The organism is Flavobacterium sp. GNP011, from assembly GCF_056428925.1.
This window is the reverse complement of sequence record NZ_JBWJVJ010000009.1, coordinates 102,361-117,063: the sequence shown is the minus strand read 5'-3', so window position 1 is coordinate 117,063 and position 14,703 is coordinate 102,361. Positions and strand designations below refer to the sequence as shown.

The window sequence follows — 14,703 nt, the reverse complement described above, 5'->3', positions numbered from 1 at the left end:
TGACCTTAGACTTTATAACTTTCGACCTAAATAAAGTTCATTGACATATTGAGATAAGAAATAATAAAAAGTAGAAAGCGTTTTTTACTATTTATAGTAAAAGACAAAGAAAACGGTCTTAATTAAATTTAAGATTGGTACAATAAGCAAAATAAGGGCGTATGGGGGATGCCTTGGCTCTCAGAGGCGATGAAAGGCGTGATAAGCTGCGAAAAGTTACGGGGAGCAGCACACATGCGTTGATCCGTAAATACCTGAATGGGGCAACCCACTATCTTGAAGAGATAGTACACCGATAGGTGGGCAAACCCGCTGAACTGAAACATCTAAGTAGGCGGAGGAGAAGAAAACAAAAGTGATTCCGTAAGTAGTGGCGAGCGAACGCGGATTAGCCCAAACCAATGTTGTTACGGCAATGTTGGGGTTGTAGGACCACGATATTTTATGTACAAGGAACCGGAAGTTACTGGAAAGTGACACTATAGAGGGTGATAGTCCCGTATGGGTAACGAGTATAATGAATAGTGGTATCCTGAGTAGGGCGGGGCACGTGAAACCCTGTCTGAATTTGGCGGGACCATCCGCTAAGGCTAAATACTCCTGAGAGACCGATAGTGAACCAGTACCGTGAGGGAAAGGTGAAAAGAACCGTGAATAACGGAGTGAAATAGATCCTGAAACCATACGCTTACAAGCGGTCGGAGCCCTTTCGTGGGGTGACGGCGTGCCTTTTGCATAATGAGCCTACGAGTTAACGTTGCTGGCAAGGATAAGTGGTTAAGCCACGGATCCGTAGCGAAAGCGAGTCTGAATAGGGCGCTTTAGTCAGTAGTGTTAGACGCGAAACCGTGTGATCTACCCATGGGCAGGATGAAGCGCTGGTAACACAGTGTGGAGGTCCGAACCGGTTGACGTTGAAAAGTCTTCGGATGACCTGTGGGTAGGGGTGAAAGGCCAATCAAACTCGGAAATAGCTCGTACTCCCCGAAATGCATTTAGGTGCAGCGCACGGCATAAAGTTATATAGAGGTAGAGCTACTGATTGGATGCGGGGGCTTCACCGCCTACCAATTCCTGACAAACTCCGAATGCTATATAATGTTTCCGTGCAGTGAGGGCTTGGGTGCTAAGGTCCAAGTCCGAGAGGGAAAGAACCCAGACCATCAGCTAAGGTCCCCAAATATACGCTAAGTTGAAAGAACGAGGTTTGTCTGCCCAGACAGCTAGGATGTTGGCTTGGAAGCAGCCATTCATTTAAAGAGTGCGTAACAGCTCACTAGTCGAGCGGACGAGCATGGATAATAATCGGGCATAAGCGTATTACCGAAGCTATGGATTTCATATTAAATTATGGAGTGGTAGGGGAGCATTCTAACAGGGTTGAAGGTGTGTCGTAAGGCATGCTGGACTGGTTAGAAAAGAAAATGTAGGCATAAGTAACGATAATGCGGGCGAGAAACCCGCACACCGAAAGACTAAGGTTTCCACAGCTATGCTAATCAGCTGTGGGTTAGTCGGGACCTAAGGCGAACCCGAAAGGGACAGTCGATGGACAACGGGTTAATATTCCCGTACTAGTTATTACTGTGATGGGGTGACGGAGTGATGAAAGCGCCGCGAACTGACGGAATAGTTCGTTGAAGTACCTACCTATAAGACCCGCAGGCAAATCCACGGGTTTTGGGGAAATACGATAGTACTCGGATACTTCGGTAGAAGAGATAGTGCGCCTAAGGGCTTCCAAGAAAAACCTCTAAACTTCAGGTAATAAGTACCCGTACCGCAAACCGACACAGGTAGTCGAGGAGAGAATCCTAAGGTGCTCGAGAGATTCATGGCTAAGGAATTAGGCAAAATAGACCCGTAACTTCGGGAGAAGGGTCGCCAGCAGCAATGCTGGCCGCAGTGAAGAGGTCCAGGCGACTGTTTATCAAAAACACAGGGCTCTGCAAAATCGTAAGATGAAGTATAGGGCCTGACACCTGCCCGGTGCTGGAAGGTTAAGAGGAGATGTTATCTTCGGAGAAGCATTGAATTGAAGCCCCAGTAAACGGCGGCCGTAACTATAACGGTCCTAAGGTAGCGAAATTCCTTGTCGGGTAAGTTCCGACCTGCACGAATGGTGTAACGATCTGGACACTGTCTCAGCCATGAGCTCGGTGAAATTGTAGTAGCGGTGAAGATGCCGCTTACCCGCAGTGGGACGAAAAGACCCTGTGCACCTTTACTATAGCTTAGTATTGACCTTGGATAAATGATGTGTAGGATAGGTTGGAGACTGTGAAGTGGCGTCGCTAGGCGTTGTGGAGTCATTGTTGAAATACAACCCTTTGTTTATCTGAGGCCTAACCCCATAATGTGGGGGACATTGCTTGGTGGGTAGTTTGACTGGGGTGGTCGCCTCCAAAAGAGTAACGGAGGCTTCTAAAGGTTCCCTCAGTACGCTTGGTAACCGTGCGTAGAGTGCAATGGCATAAGGGAGCTTGACTGAGAGACATACAGGTCGATCAGGTACGAAAGTAGAGCATAGTGATCCGGTGGTTCCGCATGGAAGGGCCATCGCTCAAAGGATAAAAGGTACGCCGGGGATAACAGGCTGATCTCCCCCAAGAGCTCATATCGACGGGGGGGTTTGGCACCTCGATGTCGGCTCGTCACATCCTGGGGCTGGAGAAGGTCCCAAGGGTTGGGCTGTTCGCCCATTAAAGTGGCACGCGAGCTGGGTTCAGAACGTCGTGAGACAGTTCGGTCTCTATCTACTGTGGGCGCAAGAAATTTGAGTGGATCTGATTCTAGTACGAGAGGACCGAATTGGACAAACCTCTAGTGTATCTGTTGTCACGCCAGTGGCACCGCAGAGTAGCTACGTTTGGAAGGGATAAGCGCTGAAAGCATATAAGCGCGAAACCCACCACAAGATGAGATTTCTTTTAAGGGTCGTGGGAGATGACCACGTTGATAGGCTATAGATGTAAAGGCAGTAATGTCATAGTCGAGTAGTACTAATAACCCGTAAGCTTATGTACACCCTTTTCCTCCCGAGTAATCGGGAGGGAGAAACTTTCTAATACACTTTTTATATTCTTTATCTCAGTATGTTAAGATATTGCAGCAAAGCTGCGTTTAAAGTTTGATGTTTAATGTTACAGGTTGAAAAACCTGAAACTATAAAAACTTGAAACTCCTTAAACAATAATCTTAAGGTGGTTATTGCGGCGGGGCTCACCTCTTCCCATCCCGAACAGAGTAGTTAAGCCCGCCTGCGCAGATGGTACTGCAGTTATGTGGGAGAGTATGTCGTCGCCTTTCTTTGAAAGCCCATTCTAATCGGATGGGCTTTTTTTTATCATTTACTTTTTACAAGTAAGGTACCTTAGCTCAGATGGTAGAGCAATGGACTGAAAATCCATGTGTCCCTGGTTCGATCCCTGGAGGTACCACAACCAGCTCGGATGGTGAAATTGGTAGACACGCTGGACTTAAAATCCAGTGAACAGCAATGTTCGTGCGGGTTCAAGTCCCGCTCTGAGTACATAGAAAAACCCTCTAACACATATGTGTTGGAGGGTTTTTCGTTTATATTGTACTAAATTTAAATTTTAGATCTTGGAAAAAGATGATCAAGTTTAAAAGTTGGGGATTATGCAAAAATATTAGTTAATCTGAATAAGAAGAAATCTATTTTCCTTTCTCCTCTAAACTGACTTCTAAAAGTTTTTATTTTTGCATTAAATGAATGTGAAGCTGCATTTGTACTTCTATTGAAAAAGTAGTTTAGTATTGATTGATCATTGACTGTTATTGTATTTAGAACAATATTGAAGTTTTTAAATCCTGATTATTCAACTTTTTTATACCAATAAGCTAATTTTAGCATTGCAATATTTTTATCGTTATTTGTGTTGTAGATACTTCTCAATTGTTGAGATAAATTGTAAGCTTTTTTATTTCTGGATAGAGAGCAAATTTAATTTCGGCTCTTCTTGATTGTTTAATTGAGGCTAAACATGATTAAACTGATTTGAGAAATATAACTAACGAAAGAATTAAAAATTAGAATATAAATAATAGACCAATTTGAAAATTCAATTTCCTTAGTCCTATTGAAATTCTAAATAATAAGTTTATTGTGGTTTTGTGTTGAACATAGATTTAATTGTTATGGTAATTTTTATAATATTAGGGATAAAAAAAGGCAACAAAGTATTTTTGTCGCCTTTTTTGAAATTATAAAATAAATGCACTACTCTGCCAAAATGGATTCTGATGTCAGTACGTTCAATTCTATCATGCATTGCTTCATCATTTGAAACGTTCTTTCAATATCATTATCCAAACCTATTGAAAATCGAATTAAGCCATCAGTCAATCCCATTTCTATTTGCTCTTCCATTGGAATTTCGCTTGAAGTTGAAGTTCCCGGTGCGCTAAATAAAGTTTTATAAAATCCTAGACTCACAGCTAGGTAACCTAAGTTTTTTTCTTGCATTAATTCCATCAAGGCATTTGCTTTTTCTAAAGTACCTACATCAAGCGTCATCATACCTCCAAAACCATACTCATGATTAATCATAGACGAATATAATTCATTACTAGGGTGACTTTTTAAACCAGGATAAACCGTTTTTAACCCTTCATTTTCAAAACGTTCGGCTAGATACATAGCATTGTAACTGTGTTGTTTCATTCTTATGTGAAGTGTTCTTAAGTTTTTCATCACACTAGCTGAACGCAAACTATCCATTGTAGGTCCTAATAACATACTGGCTCCACTATTTACATTTTTTAAGCTATTGATAAATTCTTGCGATGCACACGTTACACCCCCAACAGTATCACTACTGCCGTTTATGTATTTTGTTAAACTATGAATTACAATATCAGCGCCTAATTTTGCTGGAGAAACAGATAATGGCGAAAAAGTATTATCAACGACTAGTGTTAAGTTGTATTTTTTAGCAATCAAAGAAAGTCCTTTTATATCCGCTACTTCAAGTAACGGGTTACTCACTGTTTCACAATATAGAACTTTAGTATCTGGAGTTATAGCAGCTTCTACAACATCTAGTTTTGTAATATCAACAAAGGTGGTTTTAATGCCTAACCTTGGAGTGAAATTCTTCAAGAAAGCATACGTTCCACCATAGATTGTTCTGCTCGAAACAATGTGATCACCAGTTCCGCAAAGTTGCAATAACGTAGGTGTAATAGCTCCCATTCCCGATGCCGAAACATTTGCCGACTCTGTTCCTTCCATAGCAGCTAAGGCTTTGTCTAAATATAAATTACTTGGTGATGAATGACGAGAATACAAGTAGCAACCTTCCATGTTGCCTTCAAAGGTATCAAACATGGTTTTTGCCGAAAGAAAAGTATAGGTTGAGGAATCAGAAATGGATGGATTGACACCTCCAAATTCGCCAAAATACTGTAAATCTTGAATGTTATCTGCGGGATTGAAATTTTTCATAAAGATGTTTTTTTTTTAAGCTATTCCTGCTATTCGCTATATCTTTTATTCGCTGAGGCGCATAAAAGGATGCCGCTTCTATCAGGGCTAGGGGACTACGGTTCTAAGATTAATTATATTCCAAAATAACAGTGTTCTAGATTAATAATCAATATTACTTGTTGATTTTAGATTTTTAAACTATAAAAAGTATTAAATGCGATTAAATTTTCTAAATTAGCATCAAAAATAGGATTTGTATAGATTTTTTTCATTTTTAAATTTCAAGAATATGATTTTAGATGCTATTGATAAGAAACTCTTGTATTTATTACAATCAGATAGTAAAAAAACAACCAAGGCGCTTTCCTTAAAGTTAAATCTATCTGTAACGGCAGTATATGAACGAATTAAAAAATTAGAGAGGGAAGGTGTTATCGATAAATATGTTGTTTTAATAAATCGTTCGAAAGTCGAAAAAGGTTTTGTGGTTTTTTGTCATCTTAAATTAATTCAGCACACTAAAGAGTTCATTGCAAAGTTTGAAAGTAAGGTCATTCAACTTAAAGAAGTCATTGAATGTCATCATGTAAGCGGGGATTATGATTATATCTTAAAAGTAGTAGTAAAGGATATGGAGGCCTATCGCGAATTTTTGGTAACCAAATTAACTACATTAGAACATATTGGTAGTACACACAGTACATTTATGATCAACGAAGTAAAATATACTACTGTGGTGGAGTTTTAGTGTGTATTAAAGTGATTTCGATTCTATATTAAATTTTTCGGCTTTACTTTTAGGTTTAATTTATTGGTTGAGTAGAATGAAGAATTAGATTTTTAATGTAAGGTTTATTTTGAATTTGTAATTGACTGAAGTTTTAGTTTATTTTTTTTGTTTAAAAGAGCAAAATGATTTTGAAAATGACTGTATTTAGAAATATAAAATGAAAAGCCGTTCTGAGAATTTTTCAGAACGGCTTTTCTTAACATAAAGCATTTATTTTACTTAACGAAACTATTTTTTAATGATTTTTTGCATAGTTTCTTTTCCATTTTCTAATCTGATGGTAACATAATAAAGACCAATACTCAAGCGGCTTACATCAATGCTTCCTTCATTTAATTTTCCTTCCTGCACAATACTTCCTTGTGTCGAAATGATACTGTAACTGCTTAAAAGGCTTGTTGAATTAATTTGCAAAGTTTCGTTTACAGGATTTGGATACAAACGTATAAGATAGGTTTCTTCTTCAGGTGTTACTACAGATTTAGAACCTATTTTAGAAGTAGTTACTCCCCAAGTATAGCTGTATCCATTGGTTTTATTTAATAAATCAGGTGTTTGATTGGCAGATCCGCTAGAGCCATTATTGAAAATTATATTTACAGACGTTGGGCCGGTTATCGTGTATTTATAAAAACCATTTGTGTCTGCAACCATTGGTACGCCTGGCCAAGTTGTATTGGTAACACTTCCTGACGGAACAGCATTCCAATAATGTACTTTTGGAACAGTTGTCCAGCTCATGGGTGGTTTAAAATAAACCGTAATAGTTGTAGGTGTACTAAAATTGTAAACTTCGGATTTAACTGCTGAAACTACACCGCTAGTATTTTTAACAAACGCTTTTAATGTAGTATTAACAGTGAAAGCAAACGATTTTGTTCCAATTGCAGAAGCCGAAGCAGTTGTTGGAGTTGTTCCATCTAAGGTATAATAAATAGTAGATGCTGTTTCATTAGCTGTCAAAACAACATTTACAGTTGTTCCAGTTGTAAAGGTACCTCCAGGTTTTGAATTTGTAAAATCAGGCACGATTGCAGGACATCTATTCGTAGGTTGGACACTTAACCAAGCCGTATCGTAAAATTTAATTCCTGCTGTGGCAGTTAAATCTACTGTTTTCAGATTTCCATCATTAAATAATAAATTTGTGGCACTAACTGTTGACGGGAAAGTATATTTATACCAATCTCCGCAATCTTGTGTCATAGCTATTCCAGGATAGGTTACGGCTGGAGCAGTTCCAGTTGGTGACCAGTAATAGACTTTTACAGTAGTTTTCCAGTTTGTTGGCTTTTTAAAATAAACGGTAAATGTACTTGGAGCATTAAAAGTATAAGTTTCTGTTTTAATGGCAGAACTAACTCCAGCTGTATTTTTGACAAAAGTTTTAAGGGTTGTTGTGCTTGTTATTGCCAATATTTTAGAACCTACTGAAGTTGCAGAACTTGTTGTAGGTATTGTTCCATCCAAAGTATAATAAATTGTAGAGGTGCTTTCATTCGCTGTTAATGTAACATTCACAGTAGTTCCAGTTGTAAAAGTTCCTCCTGCCTGCGAGATCGTAAAATCGGGAGCAATTACAGGGCATCTGTTATTAGGTTCTGCAATTAACCAAGCTGAGTCATAATATTTAATTCCTGCTGAAGTATTTAAGTCGGCAGTTTTTAGGGTTCCGTCATTAAATAATAAATTTGAAGCACTGACTGTCGTTGGGAAAGTATATTTGTACCAATCTCCGCAATCTTTTGTCATTGCCACTCCAGGATAGGCTACAACGGGCGCAGTTCCTGTTGGTGACCAATAATATACTTTTACAGCAGTATTCCAGTTGGCTGGTTTTTTAAAATAAACTGTGAATTCAGGAATTGCTCCAATAGAATATTGTTTTGTTATAATTTCTGATGAGTTTCCATCTTTGTCTATAGCAAGTGCTTTAATTGTAGTATTTTGTGAGACGGTAATTGTTTTGGTAGACTCTACGAAACTTGATGTAATAGTAGGGGTTGTTCCATCTGTGGTGTAATACAATTTTGGTTTTGGATCTGTACTGTCCGTTGCTGTGATTGTTACATCCAAAGCAACAGTAGAGTTGCCTGCATTAGGAGTAAATGCAACTTTTGGAGCTACATCCAGATTTTTTCCAACCCATACATGTTGAATTTTTGATTTAGTTATGTTTCCTTTTTTATCCGTCACTTCAACATAATAATCTAATAATTTTTCAGAAATTCCTGCAATTTCAGCAGAATATTGATTGGCAATTACGTCTGGCAACATGTATAAATCGGCCTGTGTGCTATTGGTGAAATTTCCTTTTGGGAAAACTCTTTCGGTCATTGGCAATGATATCCATGCTCCAACTTCGCTACCTCCAGCGTAAATTTCGTTTTGATTTGAACTAACTGTGTTCTTTCCATCAATATCAACTCGGTATTTTAATTCTGATTTTTGAATGCCACTCACATCATAGGCAAAAGTATAAACAGTGAAGTCTGCTGAATTCAAGAAATCCTTGTAGGCATAAGGCGCGCCATATCCTCTCTCACCTGGGTTATAAGGCCAGCGTTGCGGAATGAAAACGGAGGGTTTTGTTGCATCAACACCTAGATGTGCATCAAGTGTAGGTTTTGCAAATTGAACGCAACGATTTACAGCAAGTGTTGTTTTTATTTCTAAGTCTTCTGCTAGACCGTAATAAGCATTCCCACTGTCATAACCGGCCATCAAAAAGTGCCATGCTTTTTCAGCTGGACTTATAGCAGCAGTAGGATTAACAATTTCGCTTATTCTAAGATTGTTTCCTTCTAGTTGCTCTGCCATGATAGCATGGTTTTCACCTGCAGTAGTTATAGCTTGGTTCATCATGTCTTCGGTCCAACCATTTGGATTGAATTTTTTGGTAACGGGATCAAAGAACGGCCAAAGCCAATTGGTAAATTGCGGGTGCCCAAAATCACCATCAGCATTTACCCATGAACCATCTTCAACATGTACTACTTCTGACTCGGGAACTGGATTATCTTTTAAATACTGAGGTATCGTTGTTGGGATGTTTCCATTTGCAGCCGATGCATGCGTAAATCCTGTAACTGATTCATTGTAATAGGACGAGCCGCCACCCCAAGCATTATCGCCATCATGAGCAAATAATACTAAAGGAGGTCTTGGAGAAGTAGAAGCCTTGGCAACAATAGGAGCAATTAGTGAAGTACCAATTGCTGCATATCCATCTTCGTAGCTTTCATAATCGGCCATAGGTACAACTGTTATTTTGTATTCTTGTGCTGTTTCTGGATCTACATATTTTGCTTTATATGGAAGATATGAATAAGGAACTGCAAACTGACCGCCGCGAGCATCTTTTTGAGCCGAAAACCAAGTGTTTCCTTTGGTGTCAACCTGATCTGCTTTGTTGGGAACATCACACATAGTTCCTCCAGATCCATATTTTACAGGATAATCAGATAAAGTTCTAGATAAGTGACTATTAGCAATCACTGACCATTCTATACCACATTCTTTCAATGTTTTTATAATTCTTTCAGAGAAAGCGCATTCTGCGGGCCAATATCCTTTTGAATCATGTGAGCCAAACAATTGTGCCGAGTAATATTGATGTGCTTTGATTTCTTTTTTCAAGGCTTCGTCGCTCAATAGAGGAGAAAGGGCGTGATGCATCGTGAAGGAAACCATTTCCATACGAGGAAAGCCACCAGATGTTTTCCATGATTTAGCATCTTTAATATTCTGAATCCATGAATTGGAATAGCCCCATTGATTGGCTTGGGCGAGTTCATTAACGTTTTCAAGTAGGGAACCTCCGTATGTTATTTGTGCTCCTGCTTTGGCTAAATCTCGAATAGAATTAATAGCATTTTTTGGAGCAAATTGATAAGCAGCAACACGGTCGCCTATACCAAAAATCTCTTCCAAATTATTTGTAGGGTGAGCGAGTCCATTTTTGTCATTATTAGCACCAGAAACTTTTAAATCTTGTGATTCTTTTGCAATTTGGTACCTGTTGGGATTCTTTTTACTTAGATCGCCCCAATAGGTTGGTTGATGCAAATGCCATAAATAAGTTGTATTAACTTGTGCATTTACAAAAACAAAAGGAATTAAAAGTACATAAAATAGTAGTAGATTTTTTTTCATGATTCGATATTTTACGTTTATATTATAATTTTTTATTAAATGTATATATTATTAACATAAAAAATATATTTAATGTTTTTTATTGGCTACTATTACGTTATAGTGTTTGTAACTTTATGTTTTCTAACACAAACAAAAAAACTAATAGTATTTTTAATGAATTAATCGTTTAATAAGGTTTATGTGATTCATAGTTTTGATTTTATTATTTTTAATAAAAATTAACAAGCGGAGTTGTTTTTAGAGAGTATAGTTGCTTTTGTAGTTCTATGTTAGTTAAGAGATAAATTATGATTTTTTTATAAAAGGTTTTCATTAATACTTGATGAAATCGTTATAATTAGAACAAAAACCTCTAAATTTAAACTTTAAACAAAACTTTATTGCTTAATTTTGCATCACTAAAAATAAAAAATAGATACTATGAGTTCATTTGACGTAGTCATTATAGGTTCAGGCCCAGGCGGATATGTATCTGCTATTCGTTGTGCACAACTGGGATTTAAGACAGCAATTATTGAAAAATATTCTACTCTAGGTGGAACTTGCTTAAATGTGGGATGCATTCCTTCAAAAGCATTGCTTGCTTCTTCTCATCACTACAGTGAAATTGCACATTTTGCAGATCACGGTATTGAACTTTCTGGTGATGTAAAGGTAAATCTTGAAAAAATGATTGCACGCAAACAAGCGGTTGTAGATCAAACTTCGGGAGGAGTTAAATTTTTAATGGATAAAAATAAAATCACAGTTTTTGAAGGTTTAGGTTCTTTTGTTGATGCTACACATGTTGCTGTTGCAAAAGCAGATGGAACTTCTGAAACTATTGAAGCAAAAAATATTATCATAGCAACCGGTTCTAAACCATCTTCTTTGCCTTTTATCAAAAATGATAAAGAAAGAATTATAACTTCTACTGAGGCATTAAAACTTAAAGAAGTGCCAAAACACCTTGTAATCATTGGTGGTGGAGTAATAGGTATAGAATTAGGTCAAGTGTATTTAAGATTAGGAGCGCAAGTTTCTGTAGTTGAATATTTAGACCGAATTATTCCAGGAATGGATGCATCTTTGTCTAAAGAATTGACAAAAGTATTGAAAAAACAAGGAATGAAATTCTATGTTTCACACAAAGTGAAATCAGTAGAAAGAAATGGTGAAGGAGTTGTTGTTCAAGCCGAAAATGCTAAGGGAGAAACAATAACATTAGAAGGAGATTATTCATTAGTTTCAGTAGGGCGTCGTCCGTATACCGATGGATTGAACGCAGATAAAGCAGGTGTTAAAATTTCTGAAAGAGGAATGGTTGAAGTAAATGATCATTTACAAACAAATATTCCTAATATCTATGCAATTGGTGACGTAGTTCGCGGAGCGATGTTAGCACACAAAGCGGAAGAGGAAGGTACCATGGTTGCTGAGATTATAGCAGGACAAAAACCACACATCAATTATAATTTGATTCCAGGTGTTGTTTACACTTGGCCAGAAGTTGCTGCTGTGGGTCAAACAGAAGAGCAGTTGAAAGCTGCTGGTGTTGATTTTAAATCAGGTAGTTTTCCATTTAAAGCTTTAGGACGTGCGCGCGCTGGTGGTGATTTAGATGGTTTTGTAAAAATCCTAGCTGACGCAAAAACAGATGAAGTACTTGGAGTTCACATGATTGGTGCTCGTTGTGCCGATTTAATTGCTGAAGCGGTTACTGCCATGGAATTTAGAGCGTCTGCTGAAGATATTTCAAGAATGTCTCATGCACATCCAACTTTTGCAGAAGCGATAAAAGAAGCTGCTTTAGCTGCCACTGATAATAGAGCATTACACGTATAAGTAGACTATATTTTAACAAAAACCCGTTCAATCTAATTTTTGAACGGGTTTTTTATTTAATTGACTTTGCGAAAGTATTTTTTGTATGTGAAATAGCCTATTATGCCAATTAAAATGATCGACCATAATTGAACGATTACCGCAATTATTCCTTCAATAAGATACCAGCCATTTTCGAGTCCATCAATTATTTTCGAACCAAAACCTTGACGAAATTCCTTTTCATTAGCAATCATCTCTTTTTTGATGGTTTCACGTTGGTAAATTTGTAACGTTAAAGTGCTAAAATTTACTTGGTCAGCTAATGAGATATTTTCGAGTTTGCTGTTATCTTTTTGTTCGCTTTTTTGATTTAGGTCGTTTTCTGCCTGCACCACTTCATTTAGTTTTTTGCCTTTGCTATCAATCGCTTTTACAAGGCGCTTTTCTTGATTGGCGTCTCTTTTTTCTTTTAATTGATTGGAGAGCAGTTGTAATGAAACATCGTCGGCCTTAATTATACGATACTCCAGAAAATCAATTTGTTTCGCAATGGTTTTGATTACCGTATCCATTTTGGTATTGGGAACCCGAATGGTGATGTTATTCTCAACAGTATATTTCGTGATTTCTAAAGTACTGTCTTGGCTAATTTTAACCTCTTTTTTTTCAGAAATTGTACTTTGTAAATTGGTGTAAGTTACAAAACCTCCAAATTTGTTGGTGGCGTTTTCAATAATGTAAGTTGAGTTGGGGACATTTTTTACCTTAAATTTAATATCGGCAGTTCGTACAAATTTTCTATCACTATTTTTTGATTGTACTGCTGCAGCTGAAGAAACAGTATTACTACTATCTATTGAAGAAGTTGTTGTTTCAGAAGCAGTTTCATCTAAAGAATCAGCTTTTTTGCAAGAAATAGCTAAAATGATTAGCAGTAAAGGGAATAGGGCATGGTGTTTTTTAAGCATAATTTTTTGTTTTACAGGTTAATAATTTATTTGTTAATAGGTGTTTTCTTTTTTGCTAGCTTTTTAGATTTTAAGTAAAATGCTACAATTCAAATTTCATGCCATCAAAATAAACTTTGTGTAAATGGGTAAGGAATTACGTTTAAAAGCTTTGTATATTCTTGCTTTTAGAATAAGTCATGATTACCTATTTAACATAAAAATGTTGTAATTTTGAGCTATAAAAAACATTTCAATTCCTTGAGAACATCCATCATAAAAAATGTCGAAAATCCATTACAAATCAAGCAACAACTTGTAACATGGGCGCAACAGTTTCGTGAAATTATTTTTTTAGATAGTAATTCGTATCCGCAAGAGTACTCATCCTTTGATTGTGTACTTGCAGTTGACGCTTTTACCTCTTTAAAAACAGATTATTACAATGCATTTGATGATTTAAAACAGTATCAAGAAAGCATTAAGGATTGGTTGTTTGGTTACTTGTCTTACGATTTAAAAAACGATATTGAAAAGGTTTCATCAAAAAACAATGACTTTTTAGATTTTCCAGATTTATTTTTTTTTCAACCCAAAAAAGTATTTGTACTCAAAGGAAACACATTTGAAATTCAATATTTGAATTTTTGTGATGATGAAATAGATTATGATTTTGCAACTATTTTGTCAACAGAATGTCCTATCAATACAATTGTTGAAACAGTTCATATGCAACAGCGGATTTCAAGAGAAAATTATTTGGAGAAAGTAATTAAAGTAAAAGATCACATTCACAGAGGAGATATTTATGAAGCTAATTTTTGTATGGAATTTTTTTCAGAAAATACAGCAATTGATCCATTGCAAAAGTTTTTAAAATTAAATTCCATCTCAAAACCACCTTTTGCAGTTTATTTTAAGAATCATAAACATTACATACTTTCGGCGTCACCGGAACGTTATTTAAAAAAAGAAGGAGAATTAATAGTTTCCCAGCCCATAAAAGGTACATCCAAACGTTTTTTGGATACAACTGAAGATGAAGAATCTAAAAATAAATTAGCATCAGACCCAAAGGAACGTGCAGAAAATATAATGATAACTGATTTGGTTCGAAATGATTTGGCACGAACAGCTCAAAAAGGCAGTGTTCAAGTAACAGAGCTTTGTAAGATTTATTCTTTTTTACAAGTGCATCAAATGATTACTACCATTACTTCAAAATTAGATTCTCAGTATACAGCAACCGATGTTTTAAAAACAACTTTCCCCATGGGGAGTATGACAGGGGCACCAAAAATTTCTGTTATGAATATTATTGACGAACTTGAAGAAACCAAAAGAGGCGTTTACAGTGGAGCAGTCGGGTATTTTACACCTAACGGTGATTTTGATTTTAATGTAGTAATCCGAAGTATTCTGTACAACAGTGCTTCAAAATACCTTTCTTTTTCTGTGGGAAGTGCCATTACTTCTTTATCGGTTCCAGAAAAAGAGTATGAAGAGTGTTTACTAAAGGCTCATGCTATGCTTGAGGTTTTGAGTTAGTT

Annotated in this window: 7 protein-coding genes, 2 tRNA genes and 2 rRNA genes; 7 read left to right on the top strand and 4 right to left on the bottom strand. The window is 36.8% G+C overall.

All coding sequences use genetic code 11. From position 1 onward, the window contains the following. Nucleotides 1–140: 140 nt before the first annotated feature. The 4 genes from AC061E_RS09880 to AC061E_RS09865 all read left to right on the top strand — a co-directional run bounded on the left by AC061E_RS09880 (nucleotide 141) and on the right by AC061E_RS09865 (nucleotide 3,532). Nucleotides 141–3,026, top strand: a 23S ribosomal RNA gene (locus AC061E_RS09880). A gap of 173 nt (nucleotides 3,027–3,199) precedes the next feature. Beyond that, nucleotides 3,200–3,309, top strand: a 5S ribosomal RNA gene (gene rrf / locus AC061E_RS09875). A 58-nt stretch (nucleotides 3,310–3,367) separates the two neighbouring features. After that, nucleotides 3,368–3,440: transfer RNA gene (locus tag AC061E_RS09870), tRNA-Phe, on the top strand. A 6-nt stretch (nucleotides 3,441–3,446) separates the two neighbouring features. Then, a tRNA-Leu gene (locus AC061E_RS09865) sits at nucleotides 3,447–3,532 on the top strand. A 108-nt stretch (nucleotides 3,533–3,640) separates the two neighbouring features. Here the strand turns inward: AC061E_RS09865 and AC061E_RS09860 are convergent. Further along, on the bottom strand, nucleotides 3,641–3,781 hold the full coding sequence (locus AC061E_RS09860; protein ID WP_478286107.1) for a hypothetical protein: 141 nt from the start codon (nucleotides 3,779–3,781) through the stop codon (nucleotides 3,641–3,643). Between the two features lie 462 nt (nucleotides 3,782–4,243). Beyond that, the gene (locus AC061E_RS09855; protein WP_478286088.1) at nucleotides 4,244–5,470 is read right to left on the bottom strand and encodes an aminotransferase class I/II-fold pyridoxal phosphate-dependent enzyme; all 1,227 of its coding nucleotides are present in this window, start codon (nucleotides 5,468–5,470) and stop codon (nucleotides 4,244–4,246) included. Nucleotides 5,471–5,741: 271 nt separating this feature from the next. On the opposite strand from AC061E_RS09855, the gene AC061E_RS09850 reads away from it, so the two are divergent. Continuing rightward, nucleotides 5,742–6,200: an Lrp/AsnC family transcriptional regulator gene (locus AC061E_RS09850; RefSeq protein ID WP_478286106.1), complete on the top strand. Its 459-nt coding sequence runs from the start codon at nucleotides 5,742–5,744 to the stop codon at nucleotides 6,198–6,200. Nucleotides 6,201–6,470: 270 nt separating this feature from the next. Here the strand turns inward: AC061E_RS09850 and AC061E_RS09845 are convergent, their stop codons facing one another. Next, nucleotides 6,471–10,397 carry a starch-binding protein gene (locus tag AC061E_RS09845; protein WP_478286087.1) on the bottom strand — a complete coding sequence of 1,309 codons (3,927 nt, stop codon included), beginning with the start codon at nucleotides 10,395–10,397 and terminating at the stop codon, nucleotides 6,471–6,473. Nucleotides 10,398–10,820: 423 nt separating this feature from the next. Here AC061E_RS09845 and lpdA point away from each other — a divergent pair, with 423 nt between their 5' ends. After that, nucleotides 10,821–12,224, top strand: coding sequence for a dihydrolipoyl dehydrogenase (gene lpdA / locus AC061E_RS09840; RefSeq protein ID WP_478286086.1), 1,404 nt, complete (start codon nucleotides 10,821–10,823; stop codon nucleotides 12,222–12,224). A 56-nt stretch (nucleotides 12,225–12,280) separates the two neighbouring features. Here lpdA and AC061E_RS09835 read toward each other — a convergent pair whose 3' ends face one another. After that, nucleotides 12,281–13,174, bottom strand: coding sequence for a DUF4349 domain-containing protein (locus AC061E_RS09835; protein ID WP_478286085.1), 894 nt, complete (start codon nucleotides 13,172–13,174; stop codon nucleotides 12,281–12,283). Nucleotides 13,175–13,414: 240 nt separating this feature from the next. Between AC061E_RS09835 and AC061E_RS09830 the strand changes: the two genes are divergently transcribed. Continuing rightward, nucleotides 13,415–14,701, top strand: a complete 1,287-nt coding sequence (locus tag AC061E_RS09830; protein ID WP_478286105.1) for an anthranilate synthase component I family protein — start codon at nucleotides 13,415–13,417, stop codon at nucleotides 14,699–14,701. Nucleotides 14,702–14,703: the final 2 nt, after the last annotated feature.